Genomic DNA, 25,649 nt, shown 5'->3' on the forward strand with positions numbered 1-25,649 from the left:
CAAAGGTGGTGAGAAAAAGTGGCCGAAGTTCTTTCACAATCTGAAATTGACGCACTGCTTTCCGCACTTTCAACCGGTGAGATGAATGCGGATGAGCTGAAAAGCGAGGAAAAGAAGTCAAAGGTGCGAGTCTATGATTTTAAACGTGCCCTGCGCTTTTCAAAGGACCAGATTCGCAGTCTCACAAGGATTCATGAAAACTATGCGCGACTGCTTACGTCTTACTTTTCAGCACAGCTCAGAACGTATGTGCAAATATCCGTTGCTTCTGTCGATCAGCTTCCTTATGAAGAATTCATTCGCTCAATTCCGTCGGCAACGGTGCTCAATGTTATCGAAGCCCCTCCGCTTGAGGGTCATTTGATTGTTGAAGTGAACCCGAATATTGCGTACGCGATGCTGGATCGATTGCTTGGCGGCGCAGGAGAGAGTATGAATAAAATCGAGCACTTGACAGAAATCGAGACGGACTTAATGAAGGGCCTGTTTGAAGGAGGATTGCCGCCATTAAAAGAAGCATGGTCGTCAGTCGATCAAGCGATTGATCCCCATTTAATGGAACTGGAGACCAATCCGCAATTTCTTCAACTGGTCTCGCCGAATGAAACGGTTATTGTGATTTCATTGTCGGCAGTGATTGGAAAATCGAGCGGGATGATCAATCTTTGTTTGCCGCATGTTGTCCTTGAACCAATCATTCCAAAGCTGTCCATGCATTATTGGATGAATGAGAAGAAAAGCGAGACAACCGCTGAGGAATTTCATGCATTGAAAAAGAATGTAGCGCATTCAGCGGTTCCTTTAACGGCGGTCTTAGGTCATTCAAAGATCACGGTTAGAGAATTAATGAATTTGAGTGTTGGCGATGTGATTAAGCTGGACGAGCACTTAGATGAGCCGATGATCATTCAAGTCAGTGGGTTTCCTAAATTTATCGGGCAGCCGGGGAAACGTAAGCATCAGCTTGCAGTACAGATCATTAAAAAGATAACAGAGGAGGTTGAAACCGATGAGTGACGGGAAGCTTTCACAAGAAGAAATCGATGCATTGCTCGGTAATCATGAAGACGCTGCAGCTTCTTCGGAGCAAGAGACCCAGAAAACGGATCAAGGTAATCACGGTCCTGAAGGCAATTTTTCAGATTTAGATAAAGACGTGCTTGGAGAAATCGGCAATATTTCCTTTGGCAGTGCGGCTACAGCATTATCCACAATCCTAAACAGAAAGGTTGAAATTACGACGCCGCAAGTCAGACTTGTCAATCGCGGCAATCTTTCTCAGGAATTCCCTGTTCCACATGTTTCTGTTCTCGTCAATTATACAGAGGGGTTTCAAGGATCATGCTTGTTGATTATTAAAGTCCACGATGCCAGCGTCATCGCAAATTTGATGATGGGCGGAGACGGCACCCAACCAAGTGATCAAATCAGTGATATGGAAATGAGCGCTGTTCAAGAAGCGATGAATCAAATGATGGGTTCTTCATCGACTGCGATGTCGACTGTATTTAACCGCCGGATCGACATTTCACCGCCAAAGCTCAATCTTATGGATGTCAAATCGAAGAAGGGGATTGAACATCTGCCTTTGGATGAAGAAATGTTTGAAATCGCCTTCCAGCTGAAGATTGGAGACCTTGTTGATTCACAGATCATGCAGCTGGTGCCCATTAATTTTGGCAAACAGCTGGTTCAGCTGCTGGTTCAAGAATCCAGTGGAAAAGCTGCTAACGATTCGCAAGCAGATCAAACGGAAGCAGCAGCTGCACGAGACGGTTCTAATGAGCGAGAAACCGCGGCGGCTGTTGCAGAACCTGAGTTGACTTTCTCTGAGAAGGAACAAGAACACAATGCTCAGACCGATGTTTCACCGGTGGCTTTTTCTGATTTTGACGAGGAAGAACAACCACACACCGAGCCGACGCCACGAAATATGAATCTGCTCATGGATATTCCACTTGATGTGACCGTAGAACTTGGTCACACCAAGAAGACAATTAAAGATGTCCTTGAGCTGGGACCTGGATCAATTATAGAACTCGATAAACTTGCTGGTGAGGCGATCGATATTCTTGTCAATCAAAAATATATCGCGAAAGGCGAAGTTGTTGTCGTCGATGAGAACTTCGGCATCCGAATTACAGAAATCCTTAATCAGAGCGATCGAATCAGTCAACTGTGAACCCGCGTATGATGGGATTGGGCTCTGGGTCACGTTGATCGTTAATTAAAAAGAGAACATTGGAGGTATTCATATGTCAGGACGAATTCTTGTTGTTGATGATGCTGCGTTTATGCGCATGATGTTAAAAGATATTTTGACGAAAAACGGTTATGAGGTTTGCGGTGAAGGAGCAAATGGTAAGGAAGCCGTGGCTAAGTATGAAGAATATAAGCCGGATCTCGTAACTTTGGATATTACCATGCCTGAAATGGACGGAATCAATGCATTAAAAAAGATAAAAGCTTCTGATCCGAATGCAAAGGTGATTATGTGCTCGGCAATGGGGCAACAAACGATGGTGATTGACGCCATTCAAGCCGGAGCAAAAGATTTTATTGTGAAACCATTCCAACCTGACCGAGTGATCGAGGCAATCAAGAAAGCGATTGGATGAATAGTCGTGAAAAGTTCTTTTTCAATAAAACGAGTGGTGGCCGTTTTTCTTATCGTGCTTCTTTCATTCGGCTGTTCATCCGTTGTTTACGCTGATTCAGAGAATGGTACGGTTGCGGATTGGATTAAAGAAAATCAACAGTCTCAAGAAAAGCAAAAGACACCATCAAAAAATGAAAAAAACGGCGCATCGACACAAAAGGCACAAACCGATTCCTCGGGCAGTGTAACCATGTTTGTGACATTCATTAAATTGATTGTTGCTCTGCTGGTGGTTCTTGCCTTAATCTATTTGCTTTATCATTTAGTAGTTAAGCGGTCGAAACGTTTTGCTCAAGTCAGTGCACTGAAAAATATGGGCGGTGTTTCTTTAGGGGCGAATCGTTCCGTCCAGCTCGTTCAGATTGGCAATGAGGTTCTGGTTGTCGGTGTAGGCGAATCGGTTCAGCTATTAAAAGAAATCAAAGATCCTGAGGCAATAAAATCGTTGCTGACCCGGGAAAGTGATCAAACGACTCCTGTTGAGGAACAAGTCCTAAAAGCATTGAAATGGACTTCTGATCATGCATTTCACCGTCCAAGTTCTCGTCCGGAAAAGGATAAGCAGGCTGCTGCTCCTGAGGTATTGAGGCAGCAGCTGAACGCGGCAAATCAAGAGCGATCTAGTCGATTGCGGGACATGCTTCGGAAGGTTGTGAGAAAATGAATGCTATTCCAGGAATTTCTGCCGACTTTTTCACAAGTCAGCCTCAGGATGTCGCAACGACGCTTCAGCTAGTGTTCGTTTTGACCGTACTGTCTCTCGCACCGGCGATTCTCGTGCTGATGACCAGCTTTACGCGAATCATCATTGTGCTTTCATTTGTTCGAACCTCTTTATCTACTCAGCAGATGCCGCCGAATCAAGTACTCGTTGGGCTTGCACTATTTCTGACTTTCTTTGTCATGGCACCGGTATATGGCCAAATCAATACCGATGCAATCCAGCCGTACATGAAGAACGAAATGACGCAGAAACAAGCATTGACTAAGGCGCAAATACCGATTAAAACGTTTATGGCCAATGAGACACGCGAGAAAGATTTACAACTGTTTCTCAATTATGGAAAATACAAACAGCCAGCCAAAGTCAGCGATATTCCATTAACGGCTTTAGTACCGGCGTTTACAATTAGTGAACTGAAAACGGCTTTTCAAATGGGATTCATGATCTTCATTCCATTTCTTGTCATTGACATGGTGGTTGCAAGCATTCTGATGGCGATGGGGATGATGATGCTTCCCCCGGTCATGATTTCATTACCCTTTAAGCTATTGTTGTTTATCATGGTCGACGGCTGGTATTTAATTGTGGAGTCCTTATTAAAGAGTTTTTAAACGGGGGTGAGTCCGAATGAGTTCCGAAATGATCTTATCCATAGCAGATCAAAGTGTTATGGCGATTTTAATGATCGGGGGACCGATTTTGCTTCTTTCACTGGTCGTTGGTTTAATCATCAGTATCATACAGGCAGCAACACAGATTCAGGAGCAGACGTTGGCCTTTATTCCAAAAATAGTTGCGGTCTTGTTCGGATTAATCTTGTTCGGACCATGGATGCTCGCGAAGATGCTGACTTTTACAGAGAATATCTTTGCAAACTTGCCCAATTTCATTCGATAGAAAGGGATTTGAAGAATCTTGTCGTTATTCAATGCCGTTCCATTGTTCTTGCTGATCCTTGCGCGACTGACCAGTTTTATCGTGACGATGCCGATTTTTTCGTACCGAACCATTCCGGCTCCGGTAAAAATTGGACTGGCAACAGTTCTTGCCGTGCTTGTTGAAGTGACCTTGTTTCAGAATCAAGGTCAAGCGATTCCGCTTGACGGGCGCTATATTTTACTTCTGCTCAAAGAGGTCCTGGTTGGATTAATGCTGGGATTTGTCGCCGGAATCATTACTTATGCTGTTCAGCTTGCTGGCGCGTTTATTGACATGCAGATGGGCTTTGCCATCGCGAATGTGATCAGTCCGGAAAGCGGCGTTCCAACTCCTTTGACGGGGCAGTTTCTCTATGTCTTGCAGCTGCTTTTCTTTCTTGGCGTCAATGCGCATCACATGTTGATCAACGGAGTGCTGTACAGCTTTCAAGTGATTCAAATTGATCACGTGACCGTTGCCTTTGGTTCGGGAACAACGGCTGAATTTGTCGCGCGGACAAGCGCACAAATGTTTCTCATAGCCGCGCAGTTAGCGATTCCAATCGTCGGTTGCCTTTTTCTTGTTGATGTTGCTGTCGGTCTGGTGGCACGAACGGTTCCGCAAATCAATGTCTTCGTTGTCGGATTGCCGCTGAAAATACTTGTCGGTTTTGCGGTCATGCTGGTTGTGTTTCCTTCGTTAATCGGATTGTTTCAGATCATTTTTGATGCGATGACGACTATTTTCAGTAATTTTATTCGTCTTCTTGGGAGCTGATGATATGGCCCGAGTCCATTATTCGCTAGACTTGCAGTATTTTGCCGGTGAGAAAACCGAGAAAGCGACACCGCATAAGCGAGAAGAAGGCAGAAAAAAAGGACAAGTTTTTAAAAGTACGGATCTAAGTACAGCAGTGAGTCTGCTCGCCTTTTTCCTTTATTTTCGCCTTGCCGGCGGTCAGGTCGTTCAGCGCTTGGCAGAAATGATGAGCAGCTACTATAGTACCAATCTGTCCATGCCTGTTACTGAACTGAATCTTCATGAACTGTTTGTCCGGTTGTCGTTTCAGGTGCTCAAGTTACTGCTTCCTGTTCTGATCATTGCAATCGTGGTTGCGGCAGGGGCGCAAATGATGCAAATCGGGTTTCTATTCTTGCCGAATATGCTGCTGTTTAAGGGAGAGCGCCTCGATCCACTGAAGGGATTGAAAAGAATTTATTCTCTCCGCGGCATCATGGAATTGCTGAAATCAATGCTGAAAATACTGATTATTGGAATCGTCGCTTTTTCCGTACTATGGCTGTATCGCCAGTCGATTGCCCAATCGGCGAGTCAGCCGCTTAGTGAAAGTATTCGAACGATGGCATCGATTATGCTGACGATGGGGATAACGGTCTCCATCGCATTGATTGCTTTGTCCGTGCTTGATTACCTTTATCAGAAATACGATTATGAAAAGAACATGAGGATGTCAAAACAAGACATTAAAGATGAGTTTAAAACAATCGAAGGGAATCCTCAAATTAAGTCAAAGATCAAGGAAAGACAGCGGCAGATGGCGCTCAATCGGATGATGCAGGAAGTACCGAATGCAGATGTAATCATAACGAATCCTACCCACTTTGCCGTGGCACTGAAATACGACAAAAAAGAAATGGATGCACCGAAAGTCATCGCCAAAGGTGCGGACTTGATTGCGAAACGGATCAAAGAGATTGCGCGCGAAAATCAGGTGACGATCGTTGAACGTAAACCACTTGCACGCGCCTTGTATCATGATCTTGAGATTGGCGAGAGCATTCCAGAACAATTTTTTCAAGCAGTGGCTGAGATTCTTGCCTATGTTTATCGATTAAAAAGAAAAGTCTGACGGAGAGGAGGAATCATTCATGAAAACGAGAGACTATATCGTGATGATTGGCGTTGTACTCATTGTGATGATGCTGATTATTCCCTTGCCGGCTTCATTGCTGAGTTTTCTGATCATCATGAATATCTCGATCGCCTTGGTTATTTTGCTTGTCACCCTGAATGTTACCGAATCTCTCGAATTCTCAGTTTTTCCATCATTGCTTCTGATTATGACTTTGTTTCGCATTGCACTCAATGTGTCGACAACACGGTTAATCCTGACTGAAGGCGATGCCGGCCGAGTGATTGAGGCGTTCGGTCAATTTGTTGTTGAAGGAAACATTATTGTTGGCCTCGTTGTCTTTTTAATTCTTATTGTTGTACAGTTTATTGTCATTACTAAGGGTGCGGAACGTGTTGCCGAAGTTGCGGCACGTTTTACTTTGGATGCAATGCCCGGCAAGCAGATGAGTATCGATGCCGATATGAACGCAGGATTAATTGATGATCAGGAAGCCAAGAGACGACGCGAAAAAATTACGCGTGAAGCAGATTTTTACGGGGCCATGGATGGTGCCAGCAAGTTTGTAAAGGGCGATGCGATCGCCAGTATGATCATTGTCGCGATTAACTTGATTGTCGGGATGATCATTGGTGTCGCGCAGCAGGGAATGGATTTGGCAGACGCGGCACAAAATTTTAGTTTATTGTCCGTTGGTGACGGCATTGTCAGTCAAATCCCGGCATTGCTTATTTCAACGGCGACCGGAATCATTGTTACGCGTTCCTCCTCAGAAAATAATATGGGAAAAGAAGTATCTCAACAGCTTCTCTCCTATCCGATGATGCTGATCATTGCCGGTGCGGTTATTTTCATTCTCGGATTGACTCCGATCGGGATGCTGGCAACATTTCCGATTGCACTGCTCTTGATGGTATCCGGATTCGTGCTTCGCAGTCGGCGCAAGACGAATGAACAGGACTTGGTGGAAAAAGAAGATCAGAAGGCAGAGGACTCCTTTAAAAGTCCTGAAAATGTACTCAGTCTGCTCCATATGGACCCGGTTGAATTCGAATTCGGTTATGCACTGGTTCCCCTTGCAGATAACACGCAAGGGGGTGACTTGCTCGATCGTATCGTGATGATCCGCCGCCAGCTTGCTTTGGAACTCGGCTTTGTTCTGCCTGTTGTCCGTATACGGGATAATATTCAGCTGGATCCGAACAGCTATCGCATAAAAATCAATGGAAGCGAGGTTGCCCAAGGTTCGCTGCTCCCTGATCATTATCTTGCGATGAGTCCGGGTGTTGAGGATCCCACCATTAAAGGCATTGAGACGGTTGAACCGGCATTTGGGCTAAAGGCACAGTGGATTGATGAAGCAACGAAGGATCAAGCAGAGCTTGCAGGATATACCGTGGTTGATCCGCCATCGGTTATCTCGACTCATCTGACGGAAGTACTGCGCCGTCATGCCTGCGAGTTGGTAGGCAGACAAGAGACAAAGCAATTAGTTGATCATTTGAAAGAACACTATCCGGCACTTGTCGAAGCCGTTATTCCGGATCCGCTGTCCCTAGGTGACGTGCAGAAGGTACTCGTAAATTTGTTAAAAGAAAATTTATCGATTCGCAATCTGCCTTTGATCTTTGAGACTTTAGCAGACTATGGTCAGATGACAAAAGAACCCGGCCTGTTGACTGAATACGTTCGGCAGGCATTGTCTCGTCAGATCACAGAACAATTTGCTAAGCCTGGAGAAACGCTTAAAGTTCTGACCTTGAGTCCGGACCTCGAACGAAAACTTTCCGAATCGGTTCAGAAAACCGAACATGGAAATTTTCTCGCTTTAGATGGGACGACGACCGGTCAGGTTCTCAAAAACTTGCATGCGTTAATTGATAAATGGTCGGATCTTGAGAGTGATCCGGTCATTCTATGCTCGCCTGCGGTGCGTATGTATGTCCATCAACTAACCGAACGTTATTTTCCAACCATTCGTGTGCTCTCGTACAATGAATTAGAGACAAATGTAGAAGTACAAAGCATTGGGGTGCTGAATGCGGCATGAAAATGAAAAAAATTATTGCACCAACGATGGCGCAAGCCATTGAAAAAGTAAAACAAGAACTTGGCGATGATGCGGTCATTTTCCATACAAAGAAAGTGACTGACGGCAAGTTATTCAATCTATTTAAAAAAGAACATGTTGAAGTTTTTGTAGCGAGTGATTCGGATACGGAAGCTTCATTTAATAAAAGGAGCTATAAAACCGAAGTAAAGACTAAGGAGTCTAAATCCCTCAATCAAGGCGCAGTCTTAAAGCCAATGCCTTATAAAAGACTGGATGAGAAGGTCGATCGTCTTTTTTCAGTACCGCAATGGCTTAAATCGATCCAGGATCTATTGCTCAATCAAGGTGTGCAGTGGCCGCATGCAGAGCAGCTGCTCCAGGGCTTGGTTAAAAAATGGTATCAGAGTGACGAACGGATGAGCGGTGATGAGGCTAAACAAGTGCTGTACGATGAATTGCTGCAGCGGCTCAATGCGGAACAGATACACACAGCTCACTTAAACGGCAAGTATATGATGCTGGTTGGACCGACCGGTGTTGGCAAGACAACAACCTTGGCAAAACTCGCCAGCCGCGCTGTCCTTGAAGAGGGGAAAAAAGTAGCCTTTATAACGGCGGATACGTATCGAATCGCTGCGGTTGATCAGCTGAAAATGTATGCGGATATTCTTGAAGCGCCCATGGAAACCGCTTATACGGAGCAAGATTTTAATGAATTGCTGCAGCGGTTTTCCAAGTACGATCATGTGTTCATCGATACCGCAGGCAGGAACTTTCAAAACAGTGGTTACATTGCGGAGCTGCTGCAATTTCTTAAAGCAGAACAACAGATAAACATGTATTTAGTTTTAGCTGCAACAGCCAAATTCGAAGATTTGAATCGAGTCATTAATCAGTTTGAGTCGCTTCATGTATCACAACTTATCGTTACAAAGGTCGATGAAACCGCAACTTACGGCACATTGATCAGTATTTTGCTGCAACATCCACGGTTAAACATTGCTTATATGACAAATGGTCAAGAAGTTCCGGATGATCTTCAGAAAGCGCATGTTGGGAATTTGATTAATCATTTATTGGGTGGTTCAGATGGTCAATGATCAAGCAGAAAATTTGAGAATGCGCATTTTTCATGAAAAACGTGAAACCAAAACAGCACAAGTGATTGGCATCGCCAGTGGTAAAGGCGGCGTCGGTAAATCCGTTTTTTGTGTCAATTTTTCATGGGCACTTGGCGAGCTCGGAAAAAAGGTGTTAATTATTGATCTCGATGTAGGTATGGGGAATATCGAGCAACTGATGGGACAAGCAGCGCATTTCAACATTGTCGATGCGCTGCAGCATCAATCATCGTTTCAGAAGGTTTGCGTGCAGGTGAGTTCGCAAGTATCTTTTATCGCCGGCGGTACAGGTCTTGGTTCACTTTTTCGATTAAACCCTGAGTATCTGAATCAATTTATTGTGCAGCTTCAAATTGCAAGAGCTCAATATGATTTTATTCTCTTTGATTTTGGTGCCGGTGCGTCGGAGGATCTGTTGCATTTTCTGCTTGCCGTTGATCGCATGATTCTCGTCACAACACCAGAACCACCGGCAATCGCTGATAGTTATTCATTGATGAAATTGGTTTATTCCATAAAACAAGATTTGCAGATTATGGCTGTTGTAAATCAAACCTTGGATCGGCGTGAAGGAATGAAGACGTGGCGGCGCCTGTCCTCAACGTCTGCTCGCTTTTTAGGTGCGTCGCCGTCATGGCTTGCTTCGCTGCAAAAAGATGATGAACTATCCCAGTCTGTACGCCGTCAAAAACCGTGCATGCGCAGTTTTCCTAATGCAAGCTACAGCGTACAAATGCGATTACTTGCCCGTTCCTTTCTTTTACAATCCGGTCAGAAGGTATTCACTGCGCATGAGCGTACGTTCGGAGAAAAAGTCAGAAAGTATTTAGCACTCATTGGGAGGCATCAGGGATGAAGCAAATCAAAGTGCTGGTTGTGGATGATTCTGCATTTATGCGTCAAACGATCAAAGCAATGATTGAAGAGGATCCGATGCTGCAAGTCGTTGCTACGGCTCGGAATGGTGCGGATGCGTTGGAAAAAGTAATCCGCTTCAAGCCAGATGTAATCACTCTTGATATTATCTTACCTGGAGATCGGGACGGGTTAGCTGTATTGCATGAGATTATGAGCACAAGACCAACGCCAACCATTATGTTAAGCGGAGCGTCAAATGAAACAATAAACTACGTCATTGAAGCAATCAGTAGCGGTGCTTTTGATTTTATATGCAAGCCTTCGGGAAAACCGTCCGATATTGCACGTATTGAAACAGAGTTGCGGATAAAGATCAGGCAGGCTGCGGAATCAGCGACAGTGAGGAAGGAAACAAACAATGCGGCACAAATATACCAGTGGGAAGATCTGAGCGGTTCCGGAGATATTCAAAATCACTCACAGCTTATTATCATTGGTTCTTCAACAGGGGGTCCGAAGGCCTTGCAAGCGGTTATTCCGCAATTGAGCGAGCATTTGCCGGCGCCAATTTTGATCATCCAACACATGCCGCCCAAATTCACAAAATCGCTTGCCGATCGGCTAAATCGAAATGCGAAACTACCGGTAAAGGAAGCGGTGAACGGAGAAATTCTTAAAAGTGGCCATGTATACATAGCTCCAGGCGGCCTGCACTTATGCGTCAGTTGCAATGAACAGGATCATCTTTGCGTCGACTTGTCCTCAAGTCCCCCTGTTAACGGTGTGCGTCCGTCGATTGACGTCACCTTGCGTTCACTTGCCAAACTGCAAGGGTATTCGTTTATCGTTGCGCTATTGACCGGTATGGGCAAAGATGGTGCGAAAGGTGTTCTTGAGTTATACGAAGCAGGAAAACATGTACATACGATTGCTGAGTCGGAAGAAACCTGCACCGTGTTCGGCATGCCGAAAGCAGCAATCGAAACAGGTCGCGTGAATGAGATTCAGCCTATTTACCATATTGCCGATGCGATCTGTAGACAATTCGGATTACGGGGAGACGATTAAGCATGGATATGAGTCAATACTTAGGTATATTTCTTGATGAAGCAAGGGAACATCTGCAGAATCTAAATGATCAGCTCATGACGCTTGAAGAGCGTTCGGATGATTCAGAACTTCTGAACAGCATCTTTCGATCCGCTCACACGCTAAAAGGAAGTTCCGGACAAATGGGCTTTAACAACATGATGGAACTCACCCATACTATGGAGAATGTGTTCGATGCATTGCGCAACAAAAAGATCACGGCGTCTCGGGACATGGTTGATGTTCTTTTTGAAGGATTGGACCATTTGGCAGCGATGATCGATTCAATTGAGCAAGGCGGATCGGATGCACGGGATGTATCGGAGACGAAAGAACAGCTTGAAGCGCTTACGGGCAAAAAGGATGCATCAAAATCGGAAACGGTCAAGTCTTCGAATGGTGGGACAATGAAGCAGCAAAACGATGCTCAAACCCATTTTTTGAAACTGGAAGACTACGAAAAAGCATATATGAAACAAGCACTCGATCAAAATTTAAAGGTCTATGAACTACAAGTTACCTTGAATAAGGATTGTGTGTTGAAAGCCGCGCGCGCCTATATGATTGCTAATGCTTTGGAGGAAGAAGGGTCAATCCTTGCTACGCGGCCTGCAACCGAAGCGATTGAAAAAGAAGAATTTGATCAAAAACTGGTTTACCTCGCAGCAGTTGAGTGCGAAGGGCAGAAGCTCAAGCAAAAGATCGAAGCAATCTCGGAAATCGCTGCTGTTGACGTTTCATCTATTTCGGAAATAGAAGAACAACGTGCGCCACAACAATCGCAAAAAGAACAAACCGAATCGACTGAAAAGAAACGCAATCAAACGTCGCGCGCATCCGCTACATCCGCGAAAAAGCCGGTTGCCGTCGCGAAAACGTTGCGGGTAAATCTTGATCGTATTGATCAATTAATGAATCTATTTGAGGAGCTAATGATTGATCGTGGGCGCCTTGAACGGATCGCTTCGGACAATCATCATTCTGATTTAAGCGATACAGTGGAGAAAATCAAGCGTGTGACGAATCAAATGCAAGAGACGTTGCTCAACTTAAGAATGGAGCCAATTGAACAGGTCTTCAATCGTTTTCCAAGATTAGTGCGGAGTCTTTCGAAGGAACTAAATAAGAAGGTTAATTTCGTTGTGAAGGGCGGAGATACCGAGCTGGATCGAACGGTGATCGAAGAACTTGGCGATCCACTGATGCACATGATCCGCAATTCGATGGACCATGGCATCGAATCACCCGCCCTGCGAGAGGCAAAGGGGAAGAACCCAGAAGGGACGTTAACACTTGCTGCCTATTACAATGGAAACCAAGTCATTGTTGAAATCAAGGATGACGGCGCTGGAATTAACAGAGAAAAAGTGCTTGCCAAAGCAATTGAGAAAAACGTGGTGACAGAGGAAGAAGCACGTACAATGACCGAAAATCAGATTGATCATTTGCTCTTTGCCTCAGGATTCAGTACTGCCGATAAAATCTCCGACATTTCCGGACGAGGTGTAGGACTGGATGTTGTTGAGAGCAAAATTCAATCACTCAATGGAACCGTTGAAGTGGTCTCAACTCCCGATCAAGGAACCACATTTACGGTGAAATTACCGATGACCTTATCAATTATTAATGCACTGCTTGTTCAAACCGGCGAGGAAACTTATGCCGTACCAATCACGTCCATCACAGAAACGGCATTAAAACGACAGGTTAAAACCTTCACCATCCACGATCAAACGGTTATGGACTATCGCGAAGGCGTCATTCCGCTTGTCTCACTTGCTGATTACTTTGCCGTTCCTGACCGTAAAACAGATAAACGGGAGGGTTCAGAAAACAGTGGTGCGGTTGTGATCCTCAGCCATGGTGAGAAGAAGGTCGCTTTGACGGCGGACCAACTGCTTGGCTATCAAGATGTTGTTGTAAAACCGCTCGGAAAATATCTTGAGAAGGTGCCGGGTTTCTCAGGAACAACCATTCTTGGTGATGGACGAGCTGCATTAATTATTGATTGTCAGAGGCTGATTGAAACCAATAAAACCATTAAGGAAAAAGCTTAAGGAGGAAAACCGATGATGAGTCAGGAGAAGCAACTAAAAGTAATTTTGTTTGAAATGAACGGCGAAACCTACGGCGTTCCGGTTGAACAGGTGTTGTCTATTGAAAAGGTCGACGGTATCACGCGCCTTCCAAATGCAGCTCCTTTCGTAAAAGGTGTGATGAATTTGCGCAGTATTATTACGCCAATCATTGATGTACGTGAACGTTTTCAAATGGGGCATTCTAAGATCACACCCGACAGCCGAATTATTGTTGTTGAGCAAGATGAGATGAGTGTAGGATTGTTGGTCGATTCATCAAAAGAGGTACTGGACATTGATGCGGACCAGCTGGAACAGGCACCGGAAATGATCGGCGGGTCATCGGCGAAATACCTGAGCGCTGTGGCGAAAATCGGTGAAGACCAATTATTGCTGTTATTGAATTTGAAGCAGGTGCTGAATCAAAATGATGTTGCCGCATTGCGCGCAAACGGAGTTGAAGCATGAACCATCTGAATCAGCTTGACGGTCGACACCTTGATTTGCTAAAAGAATCAGCAAACATTGGTGCATCGCATGCTGCGACTTCACTATCCATTATGTTAAAGAAGCCGATTGATCTGTGCATTCCGTCCGTACGCTTGCAGTCTATTGCTGAGCTGATCGACGGCAAAGCAGAACAACAGGTTGCTGCTTCGTTGATCCAAGTAAAAGGCGGGATCAGAGGCTGCTTTTTCGTCATGTTTGCCATTGATCAGGCAAATATGTTGATTGAGGAGCTTGTTCCTCAGGGCAATATTTGTGATGATGGGATTGGCAGTTCGGCATTTTATGAGGTCAGCAATATTCTTTGCGGGTCCTATTTGTCGGCGCTGTCCTCGTTTTTGAATGTTGCGTTTATTCAATCTCCTCCGGTTATTTCGGTGGATATGGCTGGGGCCATATTGAGTGAAGGACTTGTTGAATTATCACTTTATGATGAGTTTGCGCTTCTCATTGATGCTGTTGTTTTTGATCGGCAAAAAGGACATCAGCTGAATGGAGAATTTCTATTTCTGCCGCTGCCCGATTCTCTTGACGTTATTTTCGAGCGGGTGGAAGGGAAGTTTTCTCAGTGATTCATGTCGGTATCTCGGAAATCAAGTTTGCCATCCATCCAGAGTCTTTAAAGACACTTGGTTTAGGTTCTTGTGTCGGAGTCGTGATCTATCATCAGCAAACGCAAACTGCGGGGATGGCTCATGTTATGCTGCCTGACTCATCATTCTCACGATCAACGATCTATCCACCGGGAAAATACGCAGATACGGCGATACCGATGCTTGTGACAAAACTTACAGAGTATTATCATTGCCCGGTCTCCGAGCTGAAGGCAAAAATGGCTGGAGGAGCAGAAATGTTCCGAACGACTCGCGTTCAATCCATGGAGAGTATAGGAACGAGAAATATCGAAGCAGTCAAAGCGCAGCTAAGGGCTTTTCATATACCGATTATTAGCGAAGAAATTGGTAAAGATTACGGCAGAACGGTCGAATTTTTTTGCGATTCTTGCAGGCTGGCGATTCACGCCCTGTTTCGAGGTAGCCATTTAATCTAAGATCGTTCAAAGGAGGGGAGAGAACTGGAAAAATCAGAAGCTTTGGAATCAATTTGTTGGGAGCGCTGGATTCAGTCTCGTGACCGAAAGGCAGCAAATTGTCTTCTGGAAATCTACATGCCCCTTGTAACGTATCATGTGCAGCGGATTAGTGCCGGATTGCCGCGCAATGTGGACAGGGAAGAGTTGCAAAGTTTTGCACTGCTCGGTCTCTACGATGCCCTAGAGAAATTTGACCACAATCGGGACCTTAAATTTGATACCTATGCATCGTTTCGCATCCGCGGGGCCATCTTGGACGGGCTGCGCAAAGCGGACTGGATGCCGCGATCAATGCGTGAGAAGAGCAAAAGAATTGAGAAAGCAGTCGAGAAGATTGAGCAAAATCAGATGCGTTCTGCCACCCTTGAAGAGGTTGCAAAGCTGTGTAAAATGACGGTTAATGAAGTGTCGCAGGTTGTATCGGAGAGTTTGTTTTCAAACTTGCTGTCTCTTGATGACGGCGGTTCAGATAATGGAGAGTCTGGTGCGAATGCAATTGAAGATACACGTTCCGATTCTCCGGAAGAACATGTCCTTGAAGAAGAACGACATGCGCAGCTTGCAAAGGAAATCGACAAACTGAGTGAAAAAGAGCGTCTCGTGGTTTCTCTTTTCTATTATGAAGAACTGACTTTAACTGAGATCGGTCACGTGTTGAATCTCTCTACATCCCGAATCTCACAAATCCACAGTAAAGCACTGCTTAAATTACGCAACTATTTAACTGGAAAAGAGCATTATGCTTAATCATCAAATAAAGCGAGGTGAATTCATTGTCAGCATTTTGGATTACTTTGAATTTCGTGCTGCTTCTTTTAGCTTTTTATCTTATCCTTTATCTGTACCAAAGAATTAAAGTACTGCAAAAGACGCGCTCAGAACAAAATGTGCAGGAGTCCGAACAACTGCTTGCCGAGCATATTCAAGCGGTGCGCCATGAGAATGAGCAATTTCTTGAAGCGGTTCGGGAGCTTTTCACGAATGTGAGCACGGAAACGCGTGAAGCAGGTCAGGACCAGAGTGACAAACCGATTGTGACTGCCCCCAAAACAAGCAACGGTGCAAAGAAAAGTGGGACAACAAAAGAAAAAACGTTTGAAGCAGTCCTGAATAATGTCGGTAAGGATCAGGGTTTGGGCTCCAAAAAACAAACCGGAAGTGAGCCAGAGCATGAATGGATGCCGCCGATTGATTCGATCCAGGACCACATCGAAGAGTCCCCCTATGTTCAGGCAATGAAACTTAAAGAAGAAGGGAAATCAATTACGGAAATCGCAAAAAAAATGAAACGCGGAAAAGGCGAAATTGAACTTCTGCTCCGAATGCATGGAAAAAATTAATCGAATCTTGCCATGCACTGCAGAGTATGGTATAGTTACGTTTGGTGTCAATCACACACGTCTGTTGATTTATGCGCGGGTGCTGAGCGCCATGCTCAGTCGCACACGAAAATGACACGGGCGGAGGAATAAAACCACAATTAGGAGGCAACACATTCATGGCAGTTATTTCAATGAAACAATTACTGGAATCCGGTGTTCATTTCGGTCACCAAACGCGTCGCTGGAATCCAAAAATGAAGCCGTATATTTTTACGGAAAGAAACGGTATCTACATTATCGATCTTCAGAAAACCGTACGAAAAGTCGAAGCAGCCTACAACTTCGTCAGAGATATTGCGGCTGACGGCGGAAAAATTCTTTTCGTTGGTACAAAGAAACAAGCACAAGATTCTGTGAAAGCGGAAGCGGAACGTTCTGGTCAGTACTATGTAAATCAACGCTGGCTCGGCGGTACACTGACCAACTTCGAGACGATAAAAAAACGGATCAAACGTTTGAAAGATATCGAAAAAATGCAAGAAGACGGCACATTTGATGTGCTCCCAAAAAAAGAAGTTGTCGGGCTTAAAAAAGAATTAGCACGTCTTGAAAAGTTCTTAGGCGGAATCAAAGATATGGAAAGTCTTCCACAAGCACTTTTTGTTATTGATCCGCGCAAAGAACGGATTGCGATTGCCGAAGCACACAAGTTGAATATTCCGATCATCGCAATTGTTGATACAAACTGCGATCCGGATGAAATCGACGTAATCATTCCAGGCAACGATGATGCAATTCGTGCTGTGAAATTACTCACCGGAAAAATGGCGGATGCTGTTTTAGAAGCTAATCAAGGCGAAGAAACAGAAGAAGCCTCAGCTCAACCGGAACAAACAGGAAAAGTTGAAGAAGAACCGGTTAAAGCGGAATAATGAGCAAGTAATGACTTAATGGGGTGATAAGGGGCTAGCCCTTTATCACTCTTTTCACGAAAACAAACCGCTTCACCATCAAAGGAGGATTCCCATTGGCTGCAATTAGTGCAAAGCAAGTAAAAGAATTACGTGAACTGACGGGTGCAGGAATTATGGATTGCAAACGCGCACTCGCAGAAGCAGAAGGTGATATCAAGAAAGCGATCGATGTACTTCGTGAAAAAGGAATGGCAAAGGCTGCTAAGAAATCCGGGCGTGTCGCTTCCGAAGGTTTGGCTGAAATCAAAATCGACGGGAACAAGGCCGTTGTTCTTGAGGTCAACTCGGAAACCGATTTTGTTGCGAAAAATGCTGAATTCAAAGCCTTGATTGATACATTAGCACAGCACATTCTTGATAAAGAGCCTGCCTCTGTTGAAGAAGCACTGACTCAGAAGACAGCTTCAGGGGCTACTGTTAACGATTTGATTACGTCCGCTATTTCTAAAATTGGCGAAAAGATCAGCTTACGCCGTTTTGCGGTTGAGACGAAGACTGATGATCAAGTTTTCGGTTCCTACCTGCACATGGGCGGCCGTATCGCCGCTCTGACGAAATTGACAGGCTCTGATGAGACGGCAGCGAAGGATATTGCCATGCATGTCGCTGCAATTCGTCCACAATATCTGACGGAAGATCAAATCCCTGCTGACGTTGTTGCTCATGAAAAAGAAGTGCTGACACAAGAAGCACTTGGCGAAGGCAAGCCGGCCAATATCGTTGAAAAAATGGTTGGTGGACGATTGAAAAAATTCTTCAAAGAAATCTGTCTTGTGGATCAGTCGTTTGTTAAAGACGGTGATGTGACCGTTAAAGAATATTTGAAAAGCAAGAATGCGGATGTTCTTTCATTCGTGCGTTTTGAAGTCGGCGAAGGAATTGAAAAGAAAGAAGATAACTTTGTTGATGAAGTAAAAGCACAAATGAAACACTAATTGCGCCTGTAAGGTGACTGTTGAACGGCGATCGATTTAACAACCGTCATAAAAACCGCTGATACGGTTTTCAACACCCGATGAAACAGAGCAGGTAATCACAATGGGGCACGGGTAACGTGTCCCATTTTTTACACTGGTAAGAAAGTAAGAAAATAAAAGATTTAAGGAAACGAGTGTAAGTGCAACTAAGCCTTTGCCTTCGCCAGAGGCTTGGCAAAGCCAAGTTTTCTAAAAATCATCCAACGAGAGGTGCAGGAACATGCCGAAAAAGGCGATTTATAAGCGGGTCATTTTAAAATTAAGTGGAGAAGCCCTTGCAGGTACAGGCGGTTTCGGCATTGAACCAAGCGTGATCCGATCGATTACGAAGCAAGTAAAGGAAGTTGTCGATCTCGGTGTAGAAGTTGCCATTGTTTGCGGTGCTGGAAACATCTGGAGAGGAAAAGCAGGCAGCGAAATGGGAATGGATCGTGCCCAGGCCGATTATATGGGCATGCTTGCGACGGTGCTTAACGCACTTGCTTTGCAGGATTGCCTTGAAGGAATTGGTGTTGAAACACGTGTACAAACCTCTATTGAGATGAGGCAGGTTGCTGAACCTTATATTCGCAGACGTGCCATCCGACATCTGCAAAAGGGCCGTGTCGTTATTTTTGCCGCGGGAACAGGAAATCCTTATTTTTCAACGGATACAACAGCGGCGTTGAGAGCGGCTGAAATTGAAGCAGACGTGATCTTGATGGCAAAAAATAATGTTGACGGTGTTTATTCAGCGGATCCAAAAGTCGACAAAAGTGCGAAGAAATATAAGGAAATTTCTTACTTGCGTGTTTTGAATGAGGGACTTCAAGTTATGGATTCAACGGCTTCATCTCTAAGCATGGATAATGATATTCCGCTTGTTGTTTTTTCATTATCAGAAGAAGGAAATATTAAACGTGCTGTGCTTGGCGAAGATATCGGCACAGTTGTAAAGGGGCGATAAATCATGGCTCAAACAGAGCTTTTTAAAGATGCACAAGAACGAATGGGTAAGGCGGTTAAAGCGTTTCAACGCGAACTGGTAACGGTGCGCGCAGGAAGAGCAAACCCTTCGTTACTAAATAAAGTGACGGTTGAGTATTACGGAGCAGAAACACCGCTGAATCAGGTTGCTTCAATCACGGTTCCTGAAGCTCGGCTTCTGCTCATCCAACCTTATGATCGGACTGCACTGCCTAACATTGAAAAGGGTATTCTGAAGTCTGATCTCGGCGTCACACCGACGAACGACGGTCAGGTTATCCGCATTGCAATTCCACCTTTAACCGAAGAAAGACGTGCCGATTTGGTGAAGATGGTTCGTAAAATGGCTGAAGAGGCAAAAATTGCCGTCCGCAATGTACGCCGCGATGCAAATGATCAAGTGAAGAAAATGGCCAAGAACAACGAATTGACAAAAGATGATGTTCATGAAGCTGAGGACGATATTCAAAAGTTGACCAATGAAACAATAAAAGCAGTTGATCAACTGGCAGCGGACAAAGAAAAGGAAATGATGGACATCTAAAGGGGCACAACCAAACAGGCAGCGCACCGGACAGCACGATCTGTTGATTGTATCCAAAGGTACGCAGCATCAGTACTGGGGGAAAATCAATGTTTGAAAAGTTTTCCTTAAATAAAGGAAGAACGGCTATGCCGAAGCATGAAGACACAAAATCGATAAGCATACCGAACCATGTGGCCATCATCATGGACGGCAACGGTCGATGGGCAAAAAAACGTGGGCTTCCGCGCATTGCCGGCCATCGTGAAGCAATGAAAACCATAAAACGGGTGACGAAGGAAGCGGATCGCTTAGGTGTTAAAGTGCTCACCTTATATGCTTTTTCTACTGAGAACTGGAAGCGTCCAAAAGCAGAAGTCGACTTTTTAATGAAGCTGCCGCAGCAATTCTTGAATTCCTATTTAAAGGAACTGATTGAACAAAATGTCCAAGTGAAAGCAATGGGCGATTTATCCCGCCTCCCTGCTTATACATTGAGAGCGGTAAATGACGCAATAGAAAAGACGAAGTCGAATACCGGTTTAGTCTTAAATTTTGCCTTGAATTACGGCAGCCATGATGAAATCGTTCAAGCTGTAAAGAAAATTATTCGCGAAGCACACAGCCCAGAGGACATTAATGAAAAAATGATTGCCGATCATATGATCAGTCCCGCTCTTCCTGATCCTGACCTCTTGATTCGAACCGGTGGAGAGATTCGCTTAAGTAATTTTATGTTGTGGCAACTCGCTTATACGGAACTTTATTTTTCTGAAGAGTATTGGCCGGACTTTAGTGAGCAGAGTCTTCAAGATGCTGTTCGAGCATATTCAAGCAGGCAGCGCAGATTCGGTGGGCTCGTGGAAGGAAGCGAAAATTCTTGAAACAGCGTATTACAACCGGTTTACTGGCAGGCGCTTTTTATCTTGTTCTTCTTTGGATCGGTTCCTTGCCCTTCGCGTTGCTATCTGCAGCCATTGCTGTAATGAGTTATTTTGAATTAGTTAAATTGAGCAAAATGAACGTTGCTTTCCCAGAAGTTATCCTTGGCGGACTGGCGGTGGCCGCTCTTGTTCTAAATTCCGTTCGTTCTTCACTTATAGCAGATGGATTATGGATGAGAATGACTGCGCTCTTCGTTTTACTGATACTGACACTGATGATCTTGCGACGTTCCGCTTTTACATTTGCAGACGCTGCGTACCTCTTCTTGTCGGTGTTTTACATAGGGATTCCATTCTATTTACTTGTTCGGCTCCGTTTAGATAGCTTGCTTCTTATATTGCTCGTACAAGTTCTGATTTGGGCAACCGACAGCGGTGCTTATTTCGTTGGTCGAAAATTCGGCAAGCATAAACTCGCGCCTGTAATCAGTCCGAAGAAAACACGAGAAGGTGCAGTAGGTGCTGTGCTTATCGCCATTTTGATTGCGTTGCTGTTTAAGTGGATCGCGGGTCCGGAATTGGAACTTACCTGGCCTGTCCTAATTGGAATCAGCCTCATTATTTCCGTATTTGGGCAAATCGGTGATTTAGTGGAATCTGCAATAAAACGCCACTATAAGATTAAGGATTCAGGAACGATTTTACCGGGGCATGGCGGCATGCTCGACCGCTTTGACAGTTTAATTTTTGTACTCCCTTTGCTTTACGTTTTAGGATTCATCGTTTGAGGAGGAATGGTTGATGAAAAAAATCAGCTTGCTTGGTGCCACAGGGTCGGTGGGAACCCAAACGCTTGCAATTCTTCGCGAGCATCCGGATCAATTTGCACTTGCCGCAATGGCATTTGGCGAGAATATTCAAACCGCACTCCCATTCATCCATGAGTTTAAGCCTGATTTGGTAGCTGTTAAAAATAAACAGGTGGCGGATCGACTGAAGATCCAATTGGATTCTTCCACTCGTCTGGTTTACGGGATTGAAGGGATGATCGAAGCAGCCGTTCATCCTGACAGCGATCTATTGATTAATGCAGTACTGGGTAGTATTGGTCTCGAACCAACACTTGCAGCAATAGAAGCCGGTAAAACGATTGGTCTTGCAAACAAGGAAACGCTGGTTACGGCGGGACATATTGTGATGAAACGGTCGAAAAAATTGGGTGTTCCGATCCTACCTGTAGATAGTGAGCACTCGGCGATTTTCCAATCGATGCAAGGCCAGGACCGATCAGCTATTTCACGGATTATCATTACTGCATCTGGCGGCAGTTTCAGAGACAAAACGCGCGATGAACTTGCCGGAGTTACGGTTAAAGATGCCCTTAATCACCCAAACTGGTCGATGGGCGCAAAGATCACCATTGATTCGGCGACTATGATGAACAAAGGTTTAGAAATCATTGAAGCGCATTGGCTGTTTGATTTGCCCTATGAAAAAATTGATACGCTTATTCACAGGGAGAGTATTGTTCATTCATTAGTTGAATATGCTGATCATAGTGTCATTGCACAGCTAGGATGTCCGAGTATGCTCGTTCCGATTCAGTATGCACTTACCTATCCTTCCCGGTTAACACTCAAGCAAACAAAAACGCTGAATTTATCTGAAATCGGCAGTTTGCATTTTCAAAAAATGGACACGCACCGCTTTCCATGTGTATCATTAGCTTATCATGCAGGGAAAACGGGAGGTTCGATGCCAACCGTATTGAATGCAGCGAATGAAGCAGCTGTTCAGGCATTTTTAGCTGGAAAAATTGCCTTTCTGGATATTGAGCGCTATGTGGAGAGGGCTTTGACCAACCATCATGTCATTAAAGATCCTGATTTAAAAACGATTGAAGCTGTTGACAAAGAAACACGCGCTTTTGTCAAGGAGCAAATAAACTAAAGACAGAGGTGTCTTCTCGTGGAAACGTTGATTATCGTTGTGATCATTTTCGGACTGCTTGTCTCAATCCATGAACTCGGTCATCTCATTGTCGCAAAACGCTCCGGTATTTTGTGCCGGGAGTACGCGATCGGTTTCGGACCGAAACTTTTTGCGATTAAAAAAAGAGAAACCGTATATACGTTGCGTTTGCTTCCAATCGGGGGGTATGTGCGCATGGCGGGTGAAGACCCGGAAACTTTTGAGGTCAAGCCGGGACAAAGTATCGGGATTTTCCTGAACGATCGAAATCAGGTGACACGGATTGTCAGCGACCACCTAGAAAAATATCCAAATGCTCGCTTTCTAACGGTTGAACATTGCGACCTTGATAAGGAACTCTATTTAACAGGTTACGAAGAGGAAAACGGACCACTGATCCGTTATGCGATTGACCGCCAGGCAACCTATGTATCGGATCATCAGGATTTTCAGATTGCACCGCACGACCGGCAGTTTGCCTCAAAACCACTGCTCGCACGCTTTCTGACTATTTTTGCTGGTCCGTTTATGAATCTTGTACTAGCGGTCGTGATTTTCATCATTTATTTCAGCATTCAAGGCGTACCGTCGAATCAGCCTCAGCTTGGAACAGTTATCGATGGCTATTCTGCGCAGAAATACGGATTAGCGTCCGGAGACCGTATCCTGCAAATTGATGGTCAAGGCATAAATAGTTGGCAAGATATTGCCGGATATGTGAGTAAACATCCAAAGCAAAAGATCGAAATGACCGTTGAACGAAACGGGCACCAGCAGCAAATCGAACTGATGACCGGAGAACGGAAGGGTACCAATGGAAAAGCTGAAGGCGTTATCGGCGTTTATCAGCCTACGATTCATTCGTTTGCTGCGTCAATCGGTGCAGGATTCAGTCAAACCTATTATTGGATAAAAATGGAGTTTGTTGGTTTGAAAATGTTGGTTTCCGGGGGGTTTGATTTAAACAATTTAGCAGGTCCTGTGGGCATATACAATGCGACTGGAGAAGTGGTTTCACAAGGTTTATTTCTTGTTTTGAATTGGACAGCATTTTTAAGTGTCAACTTAGCGGTGATTAACTTGCTGCCGCTTCCTGCACTAGATGGCGGGCGACTCATGTTCATCATTTTTGAAGCTCTACGCGGCAAACCAATTGAACCGCAAAAAGAGGCACTCGTTCATTTTATTGGTTTTGCATTTCTGATGATCTTGATGCTGCTTGTGACTTGGAACGATTTGCAAAACCTCTTTACACGATAGATGAAAACAATTTTCGTAAAAGAGACTGAAACGATTTGAGGTGGTCACTAGTGAAACAAAGCCAAATGTTTATTCCAACGATGAAAGAAACGCCGGCAGACGCCGAGTCTGCCAGTCACCGTCTGCTGCTGCGCGGCGGTTACATACGGCAAAATGCTTCCGGGGTGTATTCCTATCTACCGCTTGGTTACAAGGTCATAAAAAAAATTGAGGCAATTATTCGCGAAGAAATGGATCGTACGGGTTCCCAGGAACTGCTTATGCCTGCGATGCAGCCAGCAGAATTATGGCATGAAACTGGACGCTGGGACGTGTACGGTCCTGAATTGATGCGCCTAAAAGACAGGCATGACCGTTTTTTTGCACTTGGTGCAACTGGTGAAGAATTAATCACAAGTCTTGTGCGCGATTATTTAAATACGTATAAAAAGCTGCCAATGAGCCTGTACCAGATTCAAACGAAGTTTCGTGACGAAAAACGGCCGCGTTTTGGTCTGCTTCGCGGTCGCGAATTTATCATGAAAGATGCCTATACCTTTCACGACTCTGCCGAGAGTCTGGATGAAGCCTATTGGGCAATGTACCATGCGTATTGCAGAATATTTGAACGCTGCGGGCTAACGTTTCGCGCAGTCCTTGCAGATTCCGGAGCAATCGGCGGCAAGGACACGCATGAATTCCAGGCACTTGCTGAAATTGGTGAAGACACCATTGCCTATTCGGATACCTCTGATTATGCAGCGAACTTGGAAATGGCATCGGTACTTGATCAAGAAGAAGGGAAAGATGGCGAGACGCTCCCTCTTGAAAAAGTCGAAGGTAAGCAAGAGGTCGATGGGAATCAAGCAATCACTGCCTACTGGTTCCAAACACGAACCGAACGAGCGGTTGTGTTTTTGAAAGCTTCCGATGAAATCAACGACGTTAAGGTAAAGAATCTTCTTGGGACCGATTTGATTGAGTCGATAGCCGGGTCGGATGAGGATGTGATGCACCCGGAAGAGGGGGTACGCGTTTTTGCAGACAATGGATTAAAACATGTGGCGCGCGCCGCTTATTATAATCAAGCGGAAAACTGCACTTATTTTCATCTTGATCCATCACGTGATCTCCCAATTGAATCCTTTGATGATCTTCGCTTCATTAAAGAAGGCGATCCATCTCCGGATGGAAAAGGTGCCATTAAATTCGCTCGCGGCATTGAAATCGGACAAGTTTTTAAACTCGGAACCAAATATTCCGAAGCGATGAACGCTACTTATCTGGATATGGATGGGAAGGCGAAACCGCTGATCATGGGCTGTTATGGAATTGGAATTTCAAGAACGTTGTCTGCTGTCTGCGAGCAGTATCATGATGACGAGGGCATGGTTTGGCCCAAAGCGCTGGCACCTTTCACCATTCACTTAATAACGGTTAATCCAAAAAAAGATGATCAGCTGGCGTTATCGGAGCAACTCTACAATCAATTTGTTCAAGAAGGCTATGATGTACTTTGGGATGATCGAAAAGAACGGCCAGGCGTTAAATTCGCCGAAAGTGAATTAATCGGCTGTCCGGTACAAGTCATTGTCGGCAAAAGGGCTTCAGAGCAGATTGTTGAGCTTGCCGCAAGAAAGGACGCAGAGCGCGTGGAAACGAGTACTGCACAGCTTTCTGATGCGGTAAAACAATTATTAACCACACTTGCTTAATCTCGTCTTTATTCTGTTCTAGAGGAGCTGACCAGCTCCTTTTTTATTTGTGTTTCGATGAATACGAGAATCAATGGCATTTCAGCAATAGTTTTAGTAGAATTG

The 25,649-nt window shown here is 44.8% G+C and carries 27 protein-coding genes; all 27 read left to right on the plus strand.

Translation table 11 applies throughout. The annotated features are described in order from the left end of the window. The first annotated feature begins 18 nt into the window (after positions 1-18). The 27 genes from fliM to SIN01_RS01360 all read left to right on the plus strand — a co-directional run bounded on the left by fliM (position 19) and on the right by SIN01_RS01360 (position 25,544). Positions 19-1,017, plus strand: coding sequence for a flagellar motor switch protein FliM (gene fliM, locus SIN01_RS01230; protein WP_010024210.1), 999 nt, complete (start codon positions 19-21; stop codon positions 1,015-1,017). Further along, positions 1,010-2,182, plus strand: coding sequence for a flagellar motor switch phosphatase FliY (gene fliY, locus SIN01_RS01235; protein ID WP_141305913.1), 1,173 nt, complete (start codon positions 1,010-1,012; stop codon positions 2,180-2,182). Before fliM ends, fliY begins: the two co-directional genes overlap by 8 nt. A gap of 73 nt (positions 2,183-2,255) precedes the next feature. Next, positions 2,256-2,618, plus strand: coding sequence for a response regulator (locus SIN01_RS01240; protein WP_010025551.1), 363 nt, complete (start codon positions 2,256-2,258; stop codon positions 2,616-2,618). A gap of 6 nt (positions 2,619-2,624) precedes the next feature. Next, positions 2,625-3,323, plus strand: a complete 699-nt coding sequence (locus SIN01_RS01245) for a flagellar biosynthetic protein FliO (protein ID WP_010025552.1) — start codon at positions 2,625-2,627, stop codon at positions 3,321-3,323. Further along, positions 3,320-3,994, plus strand: a complete 675-nt coding sequence (gene fliP, locus SIN01_RS01250) for a flagellar type III secretion system pore protein FliP (protein ID WP_010025557.1) — start codon at positions 3,320-3,322, stop codon at positions 3,992-3,994. The genes SIN01_RS01245 and fliP overlap by 4 nt, the downstream gene beginning before the upstream one ends. Before the next feature lie 16 nt (positions 3,995-4,010). After that, positions 4,011-4,280: a flagellar biosynthesis protein FliQ gene (gene fliQ / locus SIN01_RS01255; RefSeq protein ID WP_010025559.1), complete on the plus strand. Its 270-nt coding sequence runs from the start codon at positions 4,011-4,013 to the stop codon at positions 4,278-4,280. Between the two features lie 18 nt (positions 4,281-4,298). Beyond that, entirely contained in the window at positions 4,299-5,078 is a 780-nt protein-coding gene (gene fliR, locus SIN01_RS01260) for a flagellar biosynthetic protein FliR (protein ID WP_010025560.1), read from the plus strand. A gap of 4 nt (positions 5,079-5,082) precedes the next feature. After that, positions 5,083-6,171, plus strand: coding sequence for a flagellar biosynthesis protein FlhB (gene flhB / locus SIN01_RS01265; protein ID WP_010025561.1), 1,089 nt, complete (start codon positions 5,083-5,085; stop codon positions 6,169-6,171). A 19-nt stretch (positions 6,172-6,190) separates the two neighbouring features. Continuing rightward, positions 6,191-8,224, plus strand: coding sequence for a flagellar biosynthesis protein FlhA (gene flhA / locus SIN01_RS01270; RefSeq protein ID WP_141305914.1), 2,034 nt, complete (start codon positions 6,191-6,193; stop codon positions 8,222-8,224). Between the two features lie 2 nt (positions 8,225-8,226). Further along, positions 8,227-9,327, plus strand: a complete 1,101-nt coding sequence (locus SIN01_RS01275) for a flagellar biosynthesis protein FlhF (RefSeq protein ID WP_162198721.1) — start codon at positions 8,227-8,229, stop codon at positions 9,325-9,327. Next, positions 9,317-10,204, plus strand: coding sequence for a P-loop NTPase (locus SIN01_RS01280; RefSeq protein WP_010025564.1), 888 nt, complete (start codon positions 9,317-9,319; stop codon positions 10,202-10,204). Before SIN01_RS01275 ends, SIN01_RS01280 begins: the two co-directional genes overlap by 11 nt. Beyond that, complete coding sequence (locus SIN01_RS01285; RefSeq protein ID WP_010025565.1) at positions 10,201-11,274, plus strand: protein-glutamate methylesterase/protein-glutamine glutaminase; 1,074 nt, start codon at positions 10,201-10,203, stop codon at positions 11,272-11,274. Before SIN01_RS01280 ends, SIN01_RS01285 begins: the two co-directional genes overlap by 4 nt. A 2-nt stretch (positions 11,275-11,276) precedes the next feature. Beyond that, complete coding sequence (locus tag SIN01_RS01290; protein WP_010025566.1) at positions 11,277-13,352, plus strand: chemotaxis protein CheA; 2,076 nt, start codon at positions 11,277-11,279, stop codon at positions 13,350-13,352. A 12-nt stretch (positions 13,353-13,364) separates the two neighbouring features. Continuing rightward, positions 13,365-13,841, plus strand: a complete 477-nt coding sequence (locus tag SIN01_RS01295) for a chemotaxis protein CheW (protein ID WP_141305915.1) — start codon at positions 13,365-13,367, stop codon at positions 13,839-13,841. After that, positions 13,838-14,452 carry a chemotaxis protein CheC gene (locus tag SIN01_RS01300; RefSeq protein ID WP_010025570.1) on the plus strand — a complete coding sequence of 205 codons (615 nt, stop codon included), beginning with the start codon at positions 13,838-13,840 and terminating at the stop codon, positions 14,450-14,452. Before SIN01_RS01295 ends, SIN01_RS01300 begins: the two co-directional genes overlap by 4 nt. Continuing rightward, positions 14,449-14,931 (plus strand): chemotaxis protein CheD, encoded by a 483-nt coding sequence (locus SIN01_RS01305; protein ID WP_010025572.1) that lies wholly within the window; start codon positions 14,449-14,451, stop codon positions 14,929-14,931. Before SIN01_RS01300 ends, SIN01_RS01305 begins: the two co-directional genes overlap by 4 nt. A 24-nt stretch (positions 14,932-14,955) precedes the next feature. Next, on the plus strand, positions 14,956-15,720 hold the full coding sequence (locus tag SIN01_RS01310; protein WP_039745934.1) for a FliA/WhiG family RNA polymerase sigma factor: 765 nt from the start codon (positions 14,956-14,958) through the stop codon (positions 15,718-15,720). 26 nt (positions 15,721-15,746) lie between these two features. After that, positions 15,747-16,313, plus strand: a complete 567-nt coding sequence (locus tag SIN01_RS01315) for a hypothetical protein (protein WP_010025576.1) — start codon at positions 15,747-15,749, stop codon at positions 16,311-16,313. A 158-nt stretch (positions 16,314-16,471) separates the two neighbouring features. Next, complete coding sequence (rpsB, locus tag SIN01_RS01320) at positions 16,472-17,227, plus strand: 30S ribosomal protein S2 (protein WP_010025578.1); 756 nt, start codon at positions 16,472-16,474, stop codon at positions 17,225-17,227. Positions 17,228-17,322: 95 nt separating this feature from the next. Continuing rightward, positions 17,323-18,204: a translation elongation factor Ts gene (gene tsf / locus SIN01_RS01325; protein WP_010025579.1), complete on the plus strand. Its 882-nt coding sequence runs from the start codon at positions 17,323-17,325 to the stop codon at positions 18,202-18,204. 262 nt (positions 18,205-18,466) lie between these two features. Then, positions 18,467-19,192: a UMP kinase gene (pyrH, locus tag SIN01_RS01330; protein ID WP_010026100.1), complete on the plus strand. Its 726-nt coding sequence runs from the start codon at positions 18,467-18,469 to the stop codon at positions 19,190-19,192. Positions 19,193-19,195: 3 nt separating this feature from the next. Continuing rightward, complete coding sequence (gene frr, locus SIN01_RS01335; RefSeq protein ID WP_010026101.1) at positions 19,196-19,756, plus strand: ribosome recycling factor; 561 nt, start codon at positions 19,196-19,198, stop codon at positions 19,754-19,756. A gap of 89 nt (positions 19,757-19,845) precedes the next feature. Further along, positions 19,846-20,619 carry an undecaprenyl pyrophosphate synthase gene (gene uppS / locus SIN01_RS01340; protein ID WP_010026102.1) on the plus strand — a complete coding sequence of 258 codons (774 nt, stop codon included), beginning with the start codon at positions 19,846-19,848 and terminating at the stop codon, positions 20,617-20,619. After that, positions 20,616-21,407, plus strand: a complete 792-nt coding sequence (locus SIN01_RS01345; RefSeq protein ID WP_010026103.1) for a phosphatidate cytidylyltransferase — start codon at positions 20,616-20,618, stop codon at positions 21,405-21,407. The genes uppS and SIN01_RS01345 overlap by 4 nt, the downstream gene beginning before the upstream one ends. 13 nt (positions 21,408-21,420) lie before the next feature. Further along, entirely contained in the window at positions 21,421-22,569 is a 1,149-nt protein-coding gene (dxr, locus tag SIN01_RS01350; protein WP_010026104.1) for a 1-deoxy-D-xylulose-5-phosphate reductoisomerase, read from the plus strand. Between the two features lie 18 nt (positions 22,570-22,587). Further along, on the plus strand, positions 22,588-23,850 hold the full coding sequence (gene rseP, locus SIN01_RS01355; protein ID WP_010026105.1) for an RIP metalloprotease RseP: 1,263 nt from the start codon (positions 22,588-22,590) through the stop codon (positions 23,848-23,850). A 50-nt stretch (positions 23,851-23,900) separates the two neighbouring features. Continuing rightward, entirely contained in the window at positions 23,901-25,544 is a 1,644-nt protein-coding gene (locus SIN01_RS01360; RefSeq protein ID WP_010026107.1) for a proline--tRNA ligase, read from the plus strand. Positions 25,545-25,649: the final 105 nt, after the last annotated feature.

The organism is Sporolactobacillus inulinus (genome assembly GCF_006539285.1).
Classification (GTDB): Bacteria; Bacillota; Bacilli; order Bacillales; family Sporolactobacillaceae; genus Sporolactobacillus; species Sporolactobacillus inulinus.

Coding starts and splice junctions, on each gene's coding strand:
- fliY (WP_141305913.1), top strand. CDS start 1,010: ATGAGTGACGGGAAGCTTTCACAAGAAGAAATCGATGCATTGCTCGGT.
- SIN01_RS01240 (WP_010025551.1), top strand. CDS start 2,256: ATGTCAGGACGAATTCTTGTTGTTGATGATGCTGCGTTTATGCGCATG.
- fliP (WP_010025557.1), top strand. CDS start 3,320: ATGAATGCTATTCCAGGAATTTCTGCCGACTTTTTCACAAGTCAGCCT.
- fliQ (WP_010025559.1), top strand. CDS start 4,011: ATGAGTTCCGAAATGATCTTATCCATAGCAGATCAAAGTGTTATGGCG.
- flhB (WP_010025561.1), top strand. CDS start 5,083: ATGGCCCGAGTCCATTATTCGCTAGACTTGCAGTATTTTGCCGGTGAG.
- flhA (WP_141305914.1), top strand. CDS start 6,191: ATGAAAACGAGAGACTATATCGTGATGATTGGCGTTGTACTCATTGTG.
- SIN01_RS01275 (WP_162198721.1), top strand. CDS start 8,227: ATGAAAAAAATTATTGCACCAACGATGGCGCAAGCCATTGAAAAAGTA.
- SIN01_RS01280 (WP_010025564.1), top strand. CDS start 9,317: ATGGTCAATGATCAAGCAGAAAATTTGAGAATGCGCATTTTTCATGAA.
- SIN01_RS01285 (WP_010025565.1), top strand. CDS start 10,201: ATGAAGCAAATCAAAGTGCTGGTTGTGGATGATTCTGCATTTATGCGT.
- SIN01_RS01290 (WP_010025566.1), top strand. CDS start 11,277: ATGGATATGAGTCAATACTTAGGTATATTTCTTGATGAAGCAAGGGAA.
- SIN01_RS01295 (WP_141305915.1), top strand. CDS start 13,365: ATGATGAGTCAGGAGAAGCAACTAAAAGTAATTTTGTTTGAAATGAAC.
- SIN01_RS01300 (WP_010025570.1), top strand. CDS start 13,838: ATGAACCATCTGAATCAGCTTGACGGTCGACACCTTGATTTGCTAAAA.
- rpsB (WP_010025578.1), top strand. CDS start 16,472: ATGGCAGTTATTTCAATGAAACAATTACTGGAATCCGGTGTTCATTTC.
- pyrH (WP_010026100.1), top strand. CDS start 18,467: ATGCCGAAAAAGGCGATTTATAAGCGGGTCATTTTAAAATTAAGTGGA.
- frr (WP_010026101.1), top strand. CDS start 19,196: ATGGCTCAAACAGAGCTTTTTAAAGATGCACAAGAACGAATGGGTAAG.
- uppS (WP_010026102.1), top strand. CDS start 19,846: ATGTTTGAAAAGTTTTCCTTAAATAAAGGAAGAACGGCTATGCCGAAG.
- dxr (WP_010026104.1), top strand. CDS start 21,421: ATGAAAAAAATCAGCTTGCTTGGTGCCACAGGGTCGGTGGGAACCCAA.